At 40.5% G+C, this 15,081-nt stretch carries 8 protein-coding genes; all 8 read right to left on the bottom strand.

Translation table 11 applies throughout. The features are described from left to right. Positions 1–5 precede the first annotated feature (5 nt). Positions 6–866: a dTDP-4-dehydrorhamnose reductase gene (rfbD, locus tag J5X92_RS18880; protein WP_208806307.1), complete on the bottom strand. Its 861-nt coding sequence runs from the start codon at positions 864–866 to the stop codon at positions 6–8. Positions 867–875: 9 nt separating this feature from the next. Further along, positions 876–1,421 (bottom strand): dTDP-4-dehydrorhamnose 3,5-epimerase, encoded by a 546-nt coding sequence (rfbC, locus tag J5X92_RS18875; RefSeq protein WP_208806306.1) that lies wholly within the window; start codon positions 1,419–1,421, stop codon positions 876–878. 60 nt (positions 1,422–1,481) lie between these two features. Next, entirely contained in the window at positions 1,482–2,360 is an 879-nt protein-coding gene (rfbA, locus tag J5X92_RS18870; protein WP_208806305.1) for a glucose-1-phosphate thymidylyltransferase RfbA, read from the bottom strand. A 216-nt stretch (positions 2,361–2,576) separates the two neighbouring features. Then, positions 2,577–8,384 carry a DUF11 domain-containing protein gene (locus J5X92_RS18865; protein ID WP_208806304.1) on the bottom strand — a complete coding sequence of 1,936 codons (5,808 nt, stop codon included), beginning with the start codon at positions 8,382–8,384 and terminating at the stop codon, positions 2,577–2,579. A gap of 315 nt (positions 8,385–8,699) precedes the next feature. Beyond that, complete coding sequence (locus tag J5X92_RS18860; RefSeq protein ID WP_208806303.1) at positions 8,700–10,841, bottom strand: hypothetical protein; 2,142 nt, start codon at positions 10,839–10,841, stop codon at positions 8,700–8,702. A gap of 130 nt (positions 10,842–10,971) precedes the next feature. Beyond that, a complete protein-coding gene (locus tag J5X92_RS18855; RefSeq protein ID WP_208806302.1) occupies positions 10,972–12,087 on the bottom strand; it encodes a sulfotransferase in 1,116 nt (371 codons plus the stop codon). Positions 12,088–12,097: 10 nt separating this feature from the next. Beyond that, a complete protein-coding gene (locus tag J5X92_RS18850; protein ID WP_208806301.1) occupies positions 12,098–13,324 on the bottom strand; it encodes a glycosyltransferase family 4 protein in 1,227 nt (408 codons plus the stop codon). Continuing rightward, on the bottom strand, positions 13,317–15,062 hold the full coding sequence (locus J5X92_RS18845; protein WP_208806300.1) for a glycosyltransferase: 1,746 nt from the start codon (positions 15,060–15,062) through the stop codon (positions 13,317–13,319). Before J5X92_RS18845 ends, J5X92_RS18850 begins: the two co-directional genes overlap by 8 nt. Positions 15,063–15,081 lie beyond the last annotated feature (19 nt).

Raw genomic sequence — 15,081 nt, 5'->3', positions numbered from 1 at the left:
AATAATTATGCTTTTAACTCATCCATCATGGCAGACAATTGAGTACGCCAATGTGTAAGATTAAGTGATGAAAAAGTATCTCGTGTGCTGGTTTTATCTAGCACGCTATAATGCGGTCGTGAAGCTGGTGTTGGGTACTGAGAAGAAGGTATAGGCAATACTGGAATAGCCGAAGACAACAAACCTTTTTCAATGCCAAGCTCTTGAATGGCTAGCGCGAAATCGTACCAGCTAGCTACGCCTTCATCAGTCCAGTGATATACACCTTGGGTTTTATTTTGCGCTGCACTTACGCACACTTCTGCCAACCCTTTTGCCCATGTAGGCGTGCCGATTTGGTCATCAATAACCGACAATTGAGGCTTATCTGCCATTAAACGCAGCATGGTTTTCACAAAGTTATTGCCATGTGATGAATACACCCACGCAGTACGAATTAAGCAACTTGCGTTAGGCAGTAATTCCAGCAAGGCTTTTTCGCCATCAGCTTTGGTTTTACCGTAAACCCCTTGAGGCTCAATAGTGTCATCAGTGAGGTAAGGCGAACCTTTGTGGCCGTTAAATACGTAATCTGTAGATACATGTACTAAAAATGCACCTGACTGCTTACAGTACTTTGCTAAGTTTTCAACTGCTGTGGCATTTATCGCGTGGCATAAATCGAAATCTTCTTCTGCTTTATCTACCGCAGTATACGCCGCTGCGTTAATAATAACGCTTGGCGCTAGTTTGCTTAGCGTTTCAGATAGAACAGATTCGTTGGTAATGTCAGTATCTTCAGGGCCTAAACAAATAGTGTCTTCACCTAAAATACGCACCAACTCAAACGACAATTGGCCAGCATTGCCAATAACTACAATACTCATGTTTAATCCTTAAAACGTAGGGGCATCGACAAACGCTACGCCGTTTTCATCTTTTCCAGATAAAGAAGGCTTTTCACCGTTAACTAAAGGCCAATCGATGTTTAAAGTTGGGTCGTCAAACTTAATCGACACTTCTGACGCTGGGTGATAGTAGTCAGTACACTTATACACGAACTCAGCAGAATCACTGGTTACATAAAAACCGTGAGCAAAACCTGCAGGTACCCATAATTGGCGTTTATTTTCCGCCGATAGTAAAACGCCTACCCACTTTCCATACGTAGGTGAATCTTTACGCATATCAACAGCAACATCATATACTTCGCCGCTGACTACGCGAACCAATTTACCTTGGGTCTGCTCTAACTGATAATGCAGCCCACGAAGGATTCCTTGGCTGGATTTTGAATGGTTGTCTTGCACAAATTCAACGTCTGCACATTCTTTTTTAAACCAGTCGGTGCGAAAGGTTTCAAGGAAGAAACCGCGCTCGTCTCCAAATACTTTTGGCTCAATGATTTTAACGTCTGGGATGTCTGTTGCTATTGCTTGCATGTTTTACTTAATTCCGTTGGTAATACTGTGTACTTGAAAAGCACAAGGCACTTAGTACCCTTACTTAACGCGGTCGTTGATTACTTTTAGTAAGTAATCGCCATAGCCACTCTTTTTAAGTGGCGCCGCTAATTGCTCTAACTGTGCTGCATCGATGTAACCCATTCGATAAGCCACCTCTTCAGGGCAACAAACCTTTAAACCTTGGCGCTTTTCAATAGCAGCTACGAAGTTTGCTGCATCTAACAGAGAATCAAGCGTTCCTGTATCAAGCCAGGCAGAGCCACGCCCCATTAATTCAACTTTTAAGCTGCCATCTTGCAGATAAAGATTATTAAGGTCGGTAATTTCAAGCTCACCACGGTGTGAGGGCTTCACTTCTTTAGCAAAATCTACCACACGATTATCGTAATAATATAATCCAGTTACGGCATAGTTAGACTTTGGCGCTTCGGGCTTTTCTTCAATTGAAAGTGCGTTCCAATCGTCGTCAAAGTCTACTACGCCATAACGCTCTGGGTCATTTACGTGATAACCAAAAACAGTAGCACCATGCTCTTGTTTAAAAGCATTTTGAAGTGAAAGCTTCAAATCGTGACCATAGTAAATATTGTCACCCAATACTAAGGTGCAGCTTTCACCCGCTAAAAATTCTTCACCAATCAGAAAAGCTTGGGCAAGGCCATCTGGTGACGGTTGAACAGCATACTGAACATTAATACCTAGTGCGCTGCCATCGCCTATAAGTTCGATAAAACGCTGCTGTTCTTGAGGAGTAGTAATAATAAGAATATCTTTTATCCCCGACATCATCAGAGTAGTAAGCGGGTAAAAAATCATAGGTTTGTCGTAAACCGGCATTAACTGCTTACTGACTACTTTTGTTAGCGGGTGTAGGCGTGTGCCTGAACCGCCTGCCAGAATAATTCCTTTTCTCATTATATGCTCTTTTAATAAAACTAAGTTTAGAATTGATATGATAGCGAATAGTTAGCCTGAGTAACAGAGCCCATAGAAAATCATAAACGCCAAAACTACTTTGGTTACTAGTTGTAGCGTTAATGGAGTAAGCCTGTATTTTTCGTTTGCTATTTTTGCCCCAATAAGAAGCAAAAAAAAACCTGAATAAATTCAGGTTTTTTTGATACTTAGTCGTTAGTCGTTCATATACCTAGTTTGGGGCGTACCATCCAAGGCGTGCCCATATAACAACACATCTCGATGCCCGTCACCGTCTTTGTCATCTCCAACTGCAATCAAGGGTTTGGTAACCCAGTCTTTGCCAATAACAAACACTCCATAATCGTTATTAAGTGTATCCCTGACATTGAGCTCCCACACGCCAGTCGTTCGAAGACCATATAGCGCTATTTCAGCTTGACCATCGCCATTCAAGTCGCCTAATACATGGTAGGTGACTTGAGTCCATTTATTGGCCCAGCCAATGTTTGCATAAATAACATCTCGGTTTGCACCATTTTTAACAATGAATTGGTTCCGGTCCTGACTACCTCGATAACCAGATGCTGCAACTTCATCAATACCGTCGCCAGTTACATCAGGGATGATATGAAAATCGGCTGAATTTAGGTCTTCTGGCCATGCAAATATTCCCAATGAGCCGGTAATATCTGTTCCACTTTTAGTTAATAACTGCGGGCGGTTGTCGTCAGTTCGAATACCAAACATGCCCCAATCATTTTCTCCATCACCATTTATATCCGACAGTTCATGCCAACTATTTTCTACCCAGTAATCTGGATAGTTGTAAGCTGGTAGCTTACCCTCACTATCAGTTCCGTCAGTAATTTTAATCTGATATTTATCGTTTCGTAATAACTTTCCGAACAAACCAATTTCACGAATGCCATCACCGTTAAAATCACTTAGTTGAACATAGCCTGGCTTATCAAATAAACTTGGGTAGCTATAGGTCAATTCAGAATTACCATTAACCCCATTTTTGACCATAAGTTGCGGTCTAGCATCTTCAATGATAAAACGCCCCTCTAAAGCCACATCTTGTATACCGTCGCCTGTCACATCTTCTAAAACGACAATTCCAGCTTCAAGCCAATTTGCAGGCCAGTTATATGTGGCAATCCGCGCTCCTGTAAGAGCATCACGTACATAAAGTTGAGGTTTGATAACGTCGGTATCGTTTTCAGATGTTAGATACATACCAAATACACCAATATTAACGAATCCATTCTCGTCAATATCATCCAGTACATACAACTGAATATCTTGGTACGCTGTAGGCCACTTTATACGCTTGATTAATGAAAGGTCTTCAATATTAACAATATCGATAGTGACAATACCTGCATGAATGGCAACTTCAGAAGCTAGTTCACTAGATTCCACGTACACCATAGCAACATCATCAATTCCATCGCTATTTACATCTCCAATGTTATCCAACACTTTCAATAAGCCATCTTGCGCAGAGTTAAATACCGTTGGCCGGTTATCTAATCTATCTATGATACCGTCGCCATCAGTATCATTACTATTAGGATCTAGACCTAATGCTATTTCCACACTATCGAATAGATTGTCAGTATCAGTGTCCTTAGGGTCACTATTATCTGGCGCAAGGCCATTCAAATATTCTTCAAGATTCGTATAGCCGTCACCATCTAAATCGTCGTCTGCATCAGTTGCATCCAACCAATTAGCAAAACCTGAATACTGAAGTTCCCAGTAATCTGGTATTCCGTCACCATCACTATCGTGCTCCGAGTCCACATCGAAATTACCACCGGCGCCCAACGTAGAGGTCATAACAATATCTGAACTGGGTGTAGAGCTATGCGTCACTCTTACAATAGAAGAAAGCAACTGGCCACTTTCAGGGGCCTGACTGCTTGAACGAAGGTAAGTATTTGCGTTGAATGATATGCTTTCTCCATCATCCATATTACCTAAACTAAAGTTCATCCAATCATATTCGTAACAATAACTTCCATTTGAACAACTACCGGTAGGGTGCTCACTAGCTGGCATGTAGGTTTTTCTTGCAGCCTTAACACTTAAGCTTACATCTGCAACTTGCACTTCACTGCCATTCACTACATCGAGGTTCAATATATATTTACTGTCTTCCACCATGGGAACGGTGTAACTATTATTAATTGACAGAGCAACCCCTGCACTTTCCTGCACAATAACAACATCTGACGCTATGCTGATAGCACCCAAGTTGGATGAATTAAGCAATTTACTTTCCACATGTAAGAGCTCTCCATTAGTTGCACTTGCTGAAATTGCTAGCGTAAGTGACTCTTTCCTCCATGTGCCTATTGGTATATCACCCAGAGGCCAGTACACTTTATCATCAATAACTTCGTACAACCCTGAAGCGCTGACAAATGCCATATTTTCTGGTATTTGAGTAATTACCATTCCGTTTTCTACCACATCCTCAGACGGGTTGCCGATGGCCACCGAAAATGTGACATTGTCTCCTGGATCTTTTATTGCTCCGTCACTTTCAATGTTGACTAGGGGCTTAAGGCCGTCATATTCGCTTCCACGTAAAATGGTTGGGTTAGCACTTAATGTATAACTAGCACTTTGGTCTGAAACCATTACATGTGAAATCCAAGGACTCCCCTCTACCGCATTCGATGCGTAAATAGGTAAGTAAATAGTGCGAGATTCACCCGGTTGAAGTTCATCAAAGGAATAGGTTAACCAGTCTCTAACATAATAATAGGATGAAGATATGGCTGGAGCACCATTGTTTGGTCTTACGCGGCTGCCATAACCAGGAGACAAAACAACTTGAACGTTGGTCTTAGACGTTTCGCCATTATTTGAAATAATGTATCGATAATGTGCATCGTCTTCATTGCCTTCTTCCCAACTTGTACCTGAAGTGGCTACCGCAAGCTGTAAACCGATGTTATTCTGTAGAACTACCGCTTCACTTGCGCGTGAAATGCTTGCCCCTCCTGTATTCAATGTAGCTTTAACAAGAACGACATCGCCTTCCGATAATTCGTCATCTGTAATTGCAGTGAAAAAGCGCTTTCCATTATTAAGTGAGTTAACGGTTCCTATATCCCAGTAAACTTTACCTGATGAGAAATACCCATTATCGCTAATGTCTGTAACCGAGAGTTCATCCGGGATATCTACAATTAATTCAACATTTTGTGTTGCAGAAGAAGCTAAATTAGCGAAAGTAGCTTCATACTCAACCTTTTCACCAACCGAAACAGTTTGCTTATCGGCGGATATTGAGGTTAATAAGCTAGCACTACTGTCATAAGTAACCGTAGGTCTCATTGCTTGAATGTAGCTGCTACTGCCGTCGGTCAATACAGCCTGTGAATCTAAAATCATGCCATCTGTAACTTGTCCCGTTGTTAAAAAGGGAATAATTACTGTTTTTGATTGCCCAGGATCTATTTGGCCTAAATCATAGCTAAACCAGTCGGCCATATATTTATTGCCGTAAAATGAAGGAAGGCTTTCGTAAGAGCCCAGGTAGGACCACCCCGCCATACTAATAAATAGTTTCACGTCTGTTCTAGACAGTAGCCCATTGTTCGTGACGTTATAACGGTAAAAAGACTGCTGATTAGGTGTGCTCACATCACCAGTCACACTAACGTATAATTCAAGATCTCTATTATTATTAATTGAGTTTATTACCGTACTGTGAGCGACAGCCTCACCGCCCACCTTAGTTGTTAAGTGCGCTTTTCGAGTAGTGCCATCTACTAGTCCAATTGGAACATGCATTTTCACGGAGCGCTTTGTGCTTGTTCCTGAATTTACAGTATTAAGACTCCAAGAAATGGTATTCCCTTCATAAACTCCACCATCACTTATATCTGAAACAGTGAAGTTTTGAGGTACATCTAGTTCTACTGTTACATTTTGTGTAGCTGTAGACGATGGATTACCTACAGAAACTTCATACTCAAAGACATCACCAGCGCCTACAACCTCTTTACTCGCAACCAATGTGGCGATAAGCGTATCTTCGATTTTATTTATGATGGTAGGTTTTGTTCCCTGCACGAAGAATGACGTGGCATCAGAAAGAAAAGCTGTGGTTTCCCAGATTTGACCATCGATAGCGTTACTTCTTTGGATAGGTAAGGTAACGGCTTTCGTCTCTCCAGCATTAATCTGCCCTAAACTGTAACTAAACCAATTTCCATAGTATCGGTTTCCGTAGTTACTTGGTAAGTCGTCGTAACTCGTTACAATCGAATTTTTTGCCAGTTTTAAATATAAAGTGACATCTGTTTTAGCTAGTTCGCTATTGTTAGAAATTATGTATCGAACCCATGTGGCTTGATTGTCGCTATTAACGTCTGTACTTAACGCAATGTCTAAACCAAGGGATTGATCATCGTTGATGAATACTATCTCGCTTCCATCACTTAATATCTCATTGCCTAGTTGCGCAGTAATATTTGCTTTTAATTGCGTTCCGTTTTCAAGCCCCTCATCACTAACTACATTGATGCTTCTCTTGTTATTTACACCAGAGTTTAGGGTACTGTAAGTCCAAGTGACGGTATTACCAACAATGGTGGCGTCGCCTTCAGCAGATACTACTGTTACATTCTCTGGCAACTCTGCAATTATATCTATATTTTGAAATGCCGTTGTTCGTAAATTTCCTAAGGAAACGTCATATCTAAACTCTTCATCTGCAGCAACTGATTGCTTACTTGAAGATATTGTTAGTGCCAAGGAGTCGGTTGTATCGTATCTAACTGTAGGTTTAATTGCTTGCCAAGAATCTAACTCATCAATTGTTAGAATAGCTTGAGAAATGAAAGGCTTACCATCTGTTTCATTATATGGCCTAACCGGAACGTAGATAACCTCTGATTCGCCGGGTGCTAACGCATCCACCGTAAAATAAAACCAATTGCTATTATACTTATTGCCGTAAAATGTAGGCATAGATTCATAGGATGCTAAATAGCTGCCGGTGCCCATTAATACCGAGAGTGTCATAGCTGATTGTGTTGTTGTACCATTATTAGATATTACATATCGATAGTCAGTGCTGGTAGCATCGGTTTGCAACCCACCGGATACGGCAACGGAAAGCTCTACTCCACTATCATCACCTATAACTACATTTTCTGACGTAGTTTGTTGCACTGCGCTCGAACTCGTCTGTGCCCAAGATACTTCAGTGGTATAAATTGACCCCGCAGAACCTGCAGGTAACTGAACAGAAAAGTATCTTCTTTCACTTTCGCCTATGTTTAGCACACTAGAACTGTCCCAAACGACTTTACCATTAGACAACACGCCGTTACCCGATGCGGAAACGAAAGTCGCACCACTAGGAATGTCAGCTGAAATATATTGTCCTACAAACCCTGAAGTTCCTACATTTCCAAACGTTATTTCGTAGTCAACAACATCATTTGCCTTAACTACTTTTTTACTAGCGGAAACCGACATATGTATAGTTTGTGCAGCCACAGCTAGCGTTGATATCTCATCTATTATTGCGTTGGCAGTTCCTGAATGAGTAACTGAAGCAATGAAACTTAGAGAATTCCCTGTTTGATCTGCTAAATTACTTGAATAAAAAGGGATAACTAATTCAACACTTTTTCCGGCAGCTAATGAGTCAAATATCCAGTAAGTTGAGCTACCAGAAGAGCATGTATTACACCCTGAGGCTTGAATGGACGCTTCCGCTCTGGAAAATCGCCAGCCAGAAGGAATACTCAAGTCTAAACGTACATTTGTTCGAGTTACATTATCGGTATTAGAAATTAAGACCTTGTAAACCAACCTACCGTTGCTGTCTTTTTGGTAATTCTCCAAGCTGCTTTTCACTTCAATTGCAGATACTGACATAGAAATAATTAGTGCAGTTAGAAACGCTATACTCCTCAGTAATAACATTACATAACCGCTTGCTTGGATTCGAGACTGCTCTATCCACAAACATCCTGAAATACGCATAATGAACTCCGTCTAAAAAATACGTCTGTTTTTATTTGGATGGGAGGCTTTTGAACAACTTATTTTCATATTATCGAATAGAACAGGTAGTCGGTAATCAACGCGAAAAAAGCGACAGACACAATAGTTTCCCTACTAAAACTAAAATCTATTAAGTAGGTTTTTTTTTCAACACTAAGGTAGTCATTTAACGCCACTTAAGAGAATATAGCCGTAGATAGCATGCTGAATTATATTCACTTTGTTTAAATAAATTTACTTAACAGAAGTTTATTTGCCTTTGTGCTGAAAACTGGTGTACGTAGAAGTTATAAATTACTGCATAGTAATTTTTAGTTCATTTGAAAGCTTGACTATATCAGGCGATTTCCAAAATACTGGGCAACTCGACACCGCAGTATTTAGGCTAGATTTAGCCACGGCATCGTTACGAAGTAAGAAACCAATTACCGCGATTCTGATCGCTGTTGCGGGAGATAAGTGAGACTGAGTAGCGGCATACAATTCTTCTAAATTTTTGTTGTGAGATTCAATTTTACTTAGGCGTTCTGTACTTGTGAGCATGCTTATTTCGTAATACAGTCTATATATATCCATTTCTATCGACCTAAGCCCTAAAAGCTCATCTTGATGAATAATATCCAAAGCTTTTTGGTAATAGGTTTTGGCTGTAGCAAGCTGTTCCATGTGACGATACACGTCCGCTAAGTTTCCCCACGTCTGGTGAATGTTATTTTCATCTGATAACGATATCGACCACTTGATAGACTTCTCTGCTGCATGAAGCTCATTTTCAAAAAAATAAACTCTACCCAACATTTCATGTCCAAGAGGCGATGATGGGAAAAATTGTATTGCCTCTTGATATCTACTTTTCGCTTCGGGTATATCACCCTGACAAAATAGCAGCGTACCTAGGTTTGTTAACAGCAGCACGTTTTTATTAATATGGGTGGCCGCATCTATGTGATTCATTGCTGAGCTAATATCTCCATTGTGAAAATCAACTAAACTTAGGAGATGGTGAATTCGCCAGAATGCAGGGTAAGTCGAAATAATTTTACTACTCAATAATTCGATTTCATTTAACAATAGCGCTTTTTCACTGCTTTCTTTCGAATATTCGAATTTTAAAAAAGCGATTTCATATAGCATTTGCGCCGAATTGTACTTTGCGTTTTGTAGTGCTTTTTTCATCATAGATAAAGCGCTTTTTAATGAGGCAGTACTCCTAAATAGCGCCAGGTTAGCTGCAAGCACATAAGGAGATGAAGGTGCTAACTCCAGTGCGTGTGCACATGCTTTACTGGCATCCTCTAGCACAATTTTTTCGTTTCCAGCCCAGCTTTCCAAAATGAGAGCTTCACATAAGCCGGCATACGCTTGAGCAAAATTTTTATCGCGCCTTATTGCAGCACTAAATCTGCTTTGTGCATGTATAGCCTGCTCATCTTGATAAGTCGTATCTAACTTTGCCCTTCCCTCTAAATAGAAGGCTAATGCTTCATTAGAAACGTTGAAGCCAAACTTGGGGTTAATTGTTATAGCCTCTTGCTTAAAAAATAATGAAACAACCTTTGCCACTTCGTTCGCAATATCGGTCATATATAAATTGAATTGCCCGCTAGATAAGCTTGTATTCCAAAGTGTGGTGCTCCCTTTATTGGTCCAAGCAACTAAAGCGATGCTCCAAAATCGCCCCTCACTTTGCGTAACTATTTCTAGAACTGCATCGGCTCGATAGCGCTGTAGAAGTTGAAGAGGTGCGGTTGTAGAGGCTTTTTCACCTAAAATAGTTAGCGCAACTAAATCGCTATCAATAGCCTTAGCTGTAGCGTCAGCAAAAGAAAGCATAGAATCATTAACGGTTAATATAGCGGAGTAATGTTCGAATGAGGGGTCGTCTAGTAAGTTTAGTGGCTCGTTTGACTTGATGAATTCAGGTAATAAGTATGTAACCGAGAAAAACAGCCCTAACCCGAAACTGCTTACTATGAAAATCCAGAAAAAATTTTTCTGAGGTAAATATTCTGTGCTGTGAAATTCACTAGAGGAAACCGTTTGGCTGTAGCCGTTATCGGATTCGGTTTCGCGAGTAGAATATTCGGTATCCAAATGCGCTTTTTCGAGAACGCCAGTTACCAATTTACTTTCTTCTATCGGATCACCAGAAGAAGAGTCGCCTGCATTTTCTTTTTTATTATCTGACTCTTGAGATGTTTGATACAACGTATAGGCTTCTACACCTAATACGGAAGCTACACGTTGTAGATTATAGGGTGAAACAGGAACACCTCTAAAAACTTTACTTACGAGATCTTTTGGAACAGTGGTCGATTCTTCTTGTTTAGCGATAGCTTTAGCAAGCGCAATCTGCGTTTTAAAACCAGCTTCTACCATAGCTTTTTCTAAACGTTTACGAGAAGCAACCACTCCTCTTTTTCGGTGGACGCTCATAGTCTTCTCAAACTCCCTGTAGAGAGATTACTAAATGTGCTTATTTACCACTTTACATCTGTTTAATATTTGATCAAGCCTTTCCAGTCACTAAGCTACCCAATGCATTCACGTGGCAGCCTAAAATGAATTACACAAAATAGGTATTATCTAAGGAATATCCTGACCTTTGCATTTCATCGTTACAGATATCTTTGAACACCGCTTTTTGCTCTTCGCTCCACTTAACAGATTCTAAAGACGAAGCACTAAAATCACTACTACCTGTTTTTTGAGGCGTTTCGGTAGCTTGATAATGCAACATACGTTCATATGCCGAATTATCTAAATTTAAAAATTGTGCTAATGATTTGATCACTTCTGAAGGATTTTTTGCTAGACGGAACTGCTCTACATCCATGAACCAGTTTTGCGCTTTAAAGTATTGGCTGGAAAGCACTTGTTTATTTCTACGCCATAAAAGCATTGCTTGGCGCCATTGTCTGCAGTGCCCCTCGAAAGGAACTTGAGGAAACTTTCGAAGTCTCGATTCGATATTTTCAATACCACGCCTTTGGCAATAAATAACTTTAGCATTCGGATACGCTAACATTAAAATTGGTAACGAATTCAGCATGGGTATGCCAGGAGTTTTATCGATAAAAACTTTACCCGGATAATAGCTGCTATACAGCTCTCTAAATTGCTGTACTTGCAACGCTTTCACATAAATGGACTCTACTTCCCAAGTAAGCGTACCTTTATTTCCCGATGCCGGAGATTTTTTTACGTAGTCGGTAGCTGTGGTTACTAGTGTTGCTAGCAACTCTGCCATATGGGATTCGCCATGACTTTTAATGCCCATTCCCCGTTGTAACATATTACCCACTACGGTAGTTCCGCTTCTAGGTGAACCTAGTACAAACACTGCTTGAGGGAGATTAAAAGAGGGAAGTAACGCAACATGAAAAACCGCAACCGATGATGTAGTGTGAACCAAAACTTTTAACACTACTACTTTAGATGGAAGGTCTTCTAACCCTAAGGTAATCTTATTGATTGATTTGTCGAATTCGATGTTCGATAGATTTTGCTCGCCATGTAACAAGGCAGAGTGCGAAGCAATAGATACTTCAACATTATTTATATCGCCTAGCTCTATGGATAGCTGTAACGAAAGTGACGAGGTTGTTAAACCTACAGCGGGCCCTTCGAAGGGGATAATTGAAGCTGTGTTGTCTGCCTCAATAAAATACGACCACTTCATTTTATGGCTCCTAATATAATGCAAGATTTTGCTTGGCTGAGTCTGCGATAGTTAATGGTGCTGTAATTCCCTCGCAACATTTGTGATATAAATCTGGCTCATGAATAAGCCTTAACAAGGAATTTTTAAGCGACATAACTTTACCCACCGAAAAATGTAACCCATTAACTTCGTGGACTACTTTTTCAGCCATACCACCTATATTACTGGCAATAACCGGTACACCGGAACGAAAAGCCTCTTGAATGACAATGGGAGAATTTTCCCACCAAATTGAAGGAACTACCGCCCAATGTGCGCTATCGAGCAAACTAGGTAAGTCAGCATTTTGATATGCTCCGTGCAAAAACACCGTGCCCTTCAACTTTTCCAAATTTTCAAAAATTTCATTTTGAAAGCGTTTCGGCTGATGCTCTAGGTTAGCACCGTGAATATCTAATACGAATCTTTTGCGATCTTTTCTGTCTAATAAGAGCAGGCTATCAAGTAAAACATCTAAGCCTTTATAACTATTAATTTGCCCAAAATAGGCTAAGTGAATAAGCTCTTCATGTTGTTTTGCTTTCACACCTTTTTCATCTATTTTGGCGATACCATTTTCGATAACATGAATAGAACTTTCTTCTAGCCCCCACGCTTTGTAGCGCTGCTTAAGAAAATGTGAAGGGGATATAAATGTATCAACAACAGAAAAAGCACGTTTAATATACATTTCACGCATAAAAAAGTCGGCGGGTGACTTTTCTGGAAAGCATCCGTGGCAATCTCGAGGGGATGCCTTACTGCAAAGGGCGTTTGTTTTATTTTTTACCATTAAACCGTTACGATGACATATGGCTAAATATTCGTGTAACGTAAAAACAATTTTTGCATCGGGCAGTGTTTTTCTTACCTCTAACAGGGTTTCAATACCCATCAAAAAGAAATGATGAAAATGCACTACATCTGGTTTAAAACGAGCTAGTAAATCACGTAATTCTGACCAAATATATCTTGTACGAATATTCGAAAACATAAAGTCGTCGTCTTGACGAGTATGAAAGAGTAATTCGTTGGGCTTATTACGAATTGAAAAAGCCGCACCGCCATGAGGCGGCTCTTCGCTTCTAGCCAAAAACATAACATTTAGGCCCTGCGCTTCATACTCTTGAAATAGCTGATAAGCTGCCAGCTCTGCACCACCTTTGTGTACATCTGGGTGACCGTGGGCAATGATGAGTATTTTTTTATTATCCATTTTCAGCCATCACTTCTACTATTCTATCGTTCCATTTATTGGTGTGCCTTAGGCCATTCAACATAGACAGAGTATGTTTCCACGTGTTGCCCGATACCAATGACTGCGATAGGCGTTCTAGATGATACATTTGCACCACACCTGACACTGCAATACGCTTGTTTTGGTTTCGTACTTTCATGCACAAATCTGAATCTTCAAAATCACCAAGTATGTAACCAATATCAAAACCGCCAACGTCTATGTATTGCTGCTTAGTCATGAGCATAAGCGCACCAGTTACCGCATGGGCATCACGTATATCGAACTCATCAGTAAGCGATAGTGGAAACCCTTTTTGTGGGTGGTAGTTCATCCACATACCAGGATGTGAAGGGTCTTGCATGTACTCCATTCCTTGATGCTGAATGGTATTGTCTTCATACAGCAAAGTACCACTGAGTATGCCCATATTATCATTTTCGACAAACTGACTCAGCAATGCTGAAAACTGACCTATTTGCTTTGGGATTACATCTGAATTAAGCAGCACAATGTACTCGGCAGAAGCGTGGGCAACGCCTAAATTATTCGCCCCGGCATAACCTAAATTACGCTCGCTAAGTACAATTTTAAACGGTACGCCAAAGGTTTCGAATACCCCTTGGCAGGTAACCATAAATGCGTGCTTTATTCTTGGGTCATCTAGTACATATACTATTTCAATATTGTCGAAATCAGGGTCTAAGCTAAATTGCGACATTTGAATTTGCACAAAGTCATAGCGGCCGTAAATAGGAATAATAAGAGACAAGCGAGGGGTAGCAACCGAAGCACCAAACTGTTTAACCAAGGCTGAATTAGGGGCTTCAAGCCTACCACGCCAGCACTTCTCTATTGCCGAGTTAACATGCTTGGCAAGCTTTGGAAATTTAGCGGTATTGGTAATATCTACGTTAGTCAGTAGTATTTCAGTTAACCACGTTTCTTCGCGGTTAAATTGCTCGGCCTTTAGCGCTTGACCTTGAAAAAACACCCCATCAACACTGTACATAAGCTCAACATCGGGGTTTACCTGCTCAGGCAACGACACGGTAAAAGCAAAACCAATTTTCTCACCTTGGCTAAGCGGTAATTTCAGCGTCTCTGCAACATCGTATCTTGGGTGAAAAAACGCATCTTTTAAAATACAGTTGGTAATAATATTATTAATGCGCAGATTTATACGCTTAAATAAACGCGCCTCATCAAGTACCCATCCTATTAACAAAATGGTATTTGCATCTAAGGTATAGGTATAATCCACTTGGATTTTACTGTCTTTATGAAATAGAGAAAGATTATTGGGCGTATTTTCGTCGAATTTTAATGCCTTTTGCCCCCAGTAAAAGCCGTTCCTCTCAAGCAGTGCTGTGGCATCTGTTATGAGGTTTTGCGGTAGCGGGGAAATTTCAGCAAGCAAAGTTGTGTATAAAGAAGGTGTTATTTCTATACTACAGTAATCATCCCCCCATGATAGGTCTACACTGCTTTTGTTCGTTGCATCAGAAAGCACAACCAAAAAACCGGAACAGTGCTCACTAGAACACTGCATAACCTGACTTACGTCTTCTCTTTTATAGAGCAAAAGCTGTGAGGCGGGTTCACCGTCGAACTGAAGTGGGTGCGTGGACATATTACTGTCTACAACTGCCCACCCTCCTAGTAGCAGTTTAGAACCTACTGCAAAGGCAAAATCTATTTCTATTTTCAATTGCATACCTAAATCAATTTTTTAT

The organism is Alteromonas sp. K632G (assembly GCF_017653625.1).
Lineage (GTDB): Bacteria > Pseudomonadota > Gammaproteobacteria > Enterobacterales > Alteromonadaceae > Alteromonas > Alteromonas naphthalenivorans.
The sequence above is the reverse complement of the archived record's forward strand: the minus strand, read 5'-3'. Positions and strand labels throughout refer to the sequence as shown.

Coding starts and splice junctions, on each gene's coding strand:
- rfbD (WP_208806307.1), bottom strand. CDS start 866: ATGAGTATTGTAGTTATTGGCAATGCTGGCCAATTGTCGTTTGAGTTG.
- rfbC (WP_208806306.1), bottom strand. CDS start 1,421: ATGCAAGCAATAGCAACAGACATCCCAGACGTTAAAATCATTGAGCCA.
- rfbA (WP_208806305.1), bottom strand. CDS start 2,360: ATGAGAAAAGGAATTATTCTGGCAGGCGGTTCAGGCACACGCCTACAC.
- J5X92_RS18865 (WP_208806304.1), bottom strand. CDS start 8,384: ATGCGTATTTCAGGATGTTTGTGGATAGAGCAGTCTCGAATCCAAGCA.
- J5X92_RS18860 (WP_208806303.1), bottom strand. CDS start 10,841: ATGAGCGTCCACCGAAAAAGAGGAGTGGTTGCTTCTCGTAAACGTTTA.
- J5X92_RS18855 (WP_208806302.1), bottom strand. CDS start 12,087: ATGAAGTGGTCGTATTTTATTGAGGCAGACAACACAGCTTCAATTATC.
- J5X92_RS18850 (WP_208806301.1), bottom strand. CDS start 13,324: ATGGATAATAAAAAAATACTCATCATTGCCCACGGTCACCCAGATGTA.
- J5X92_RS18845 (WP_208806300.1), bottom strand. CDS start 15,062: ATGCAATTGAAAATAGAAATAGATTTTGCCTTTGCAGTAGGTTCTAAA.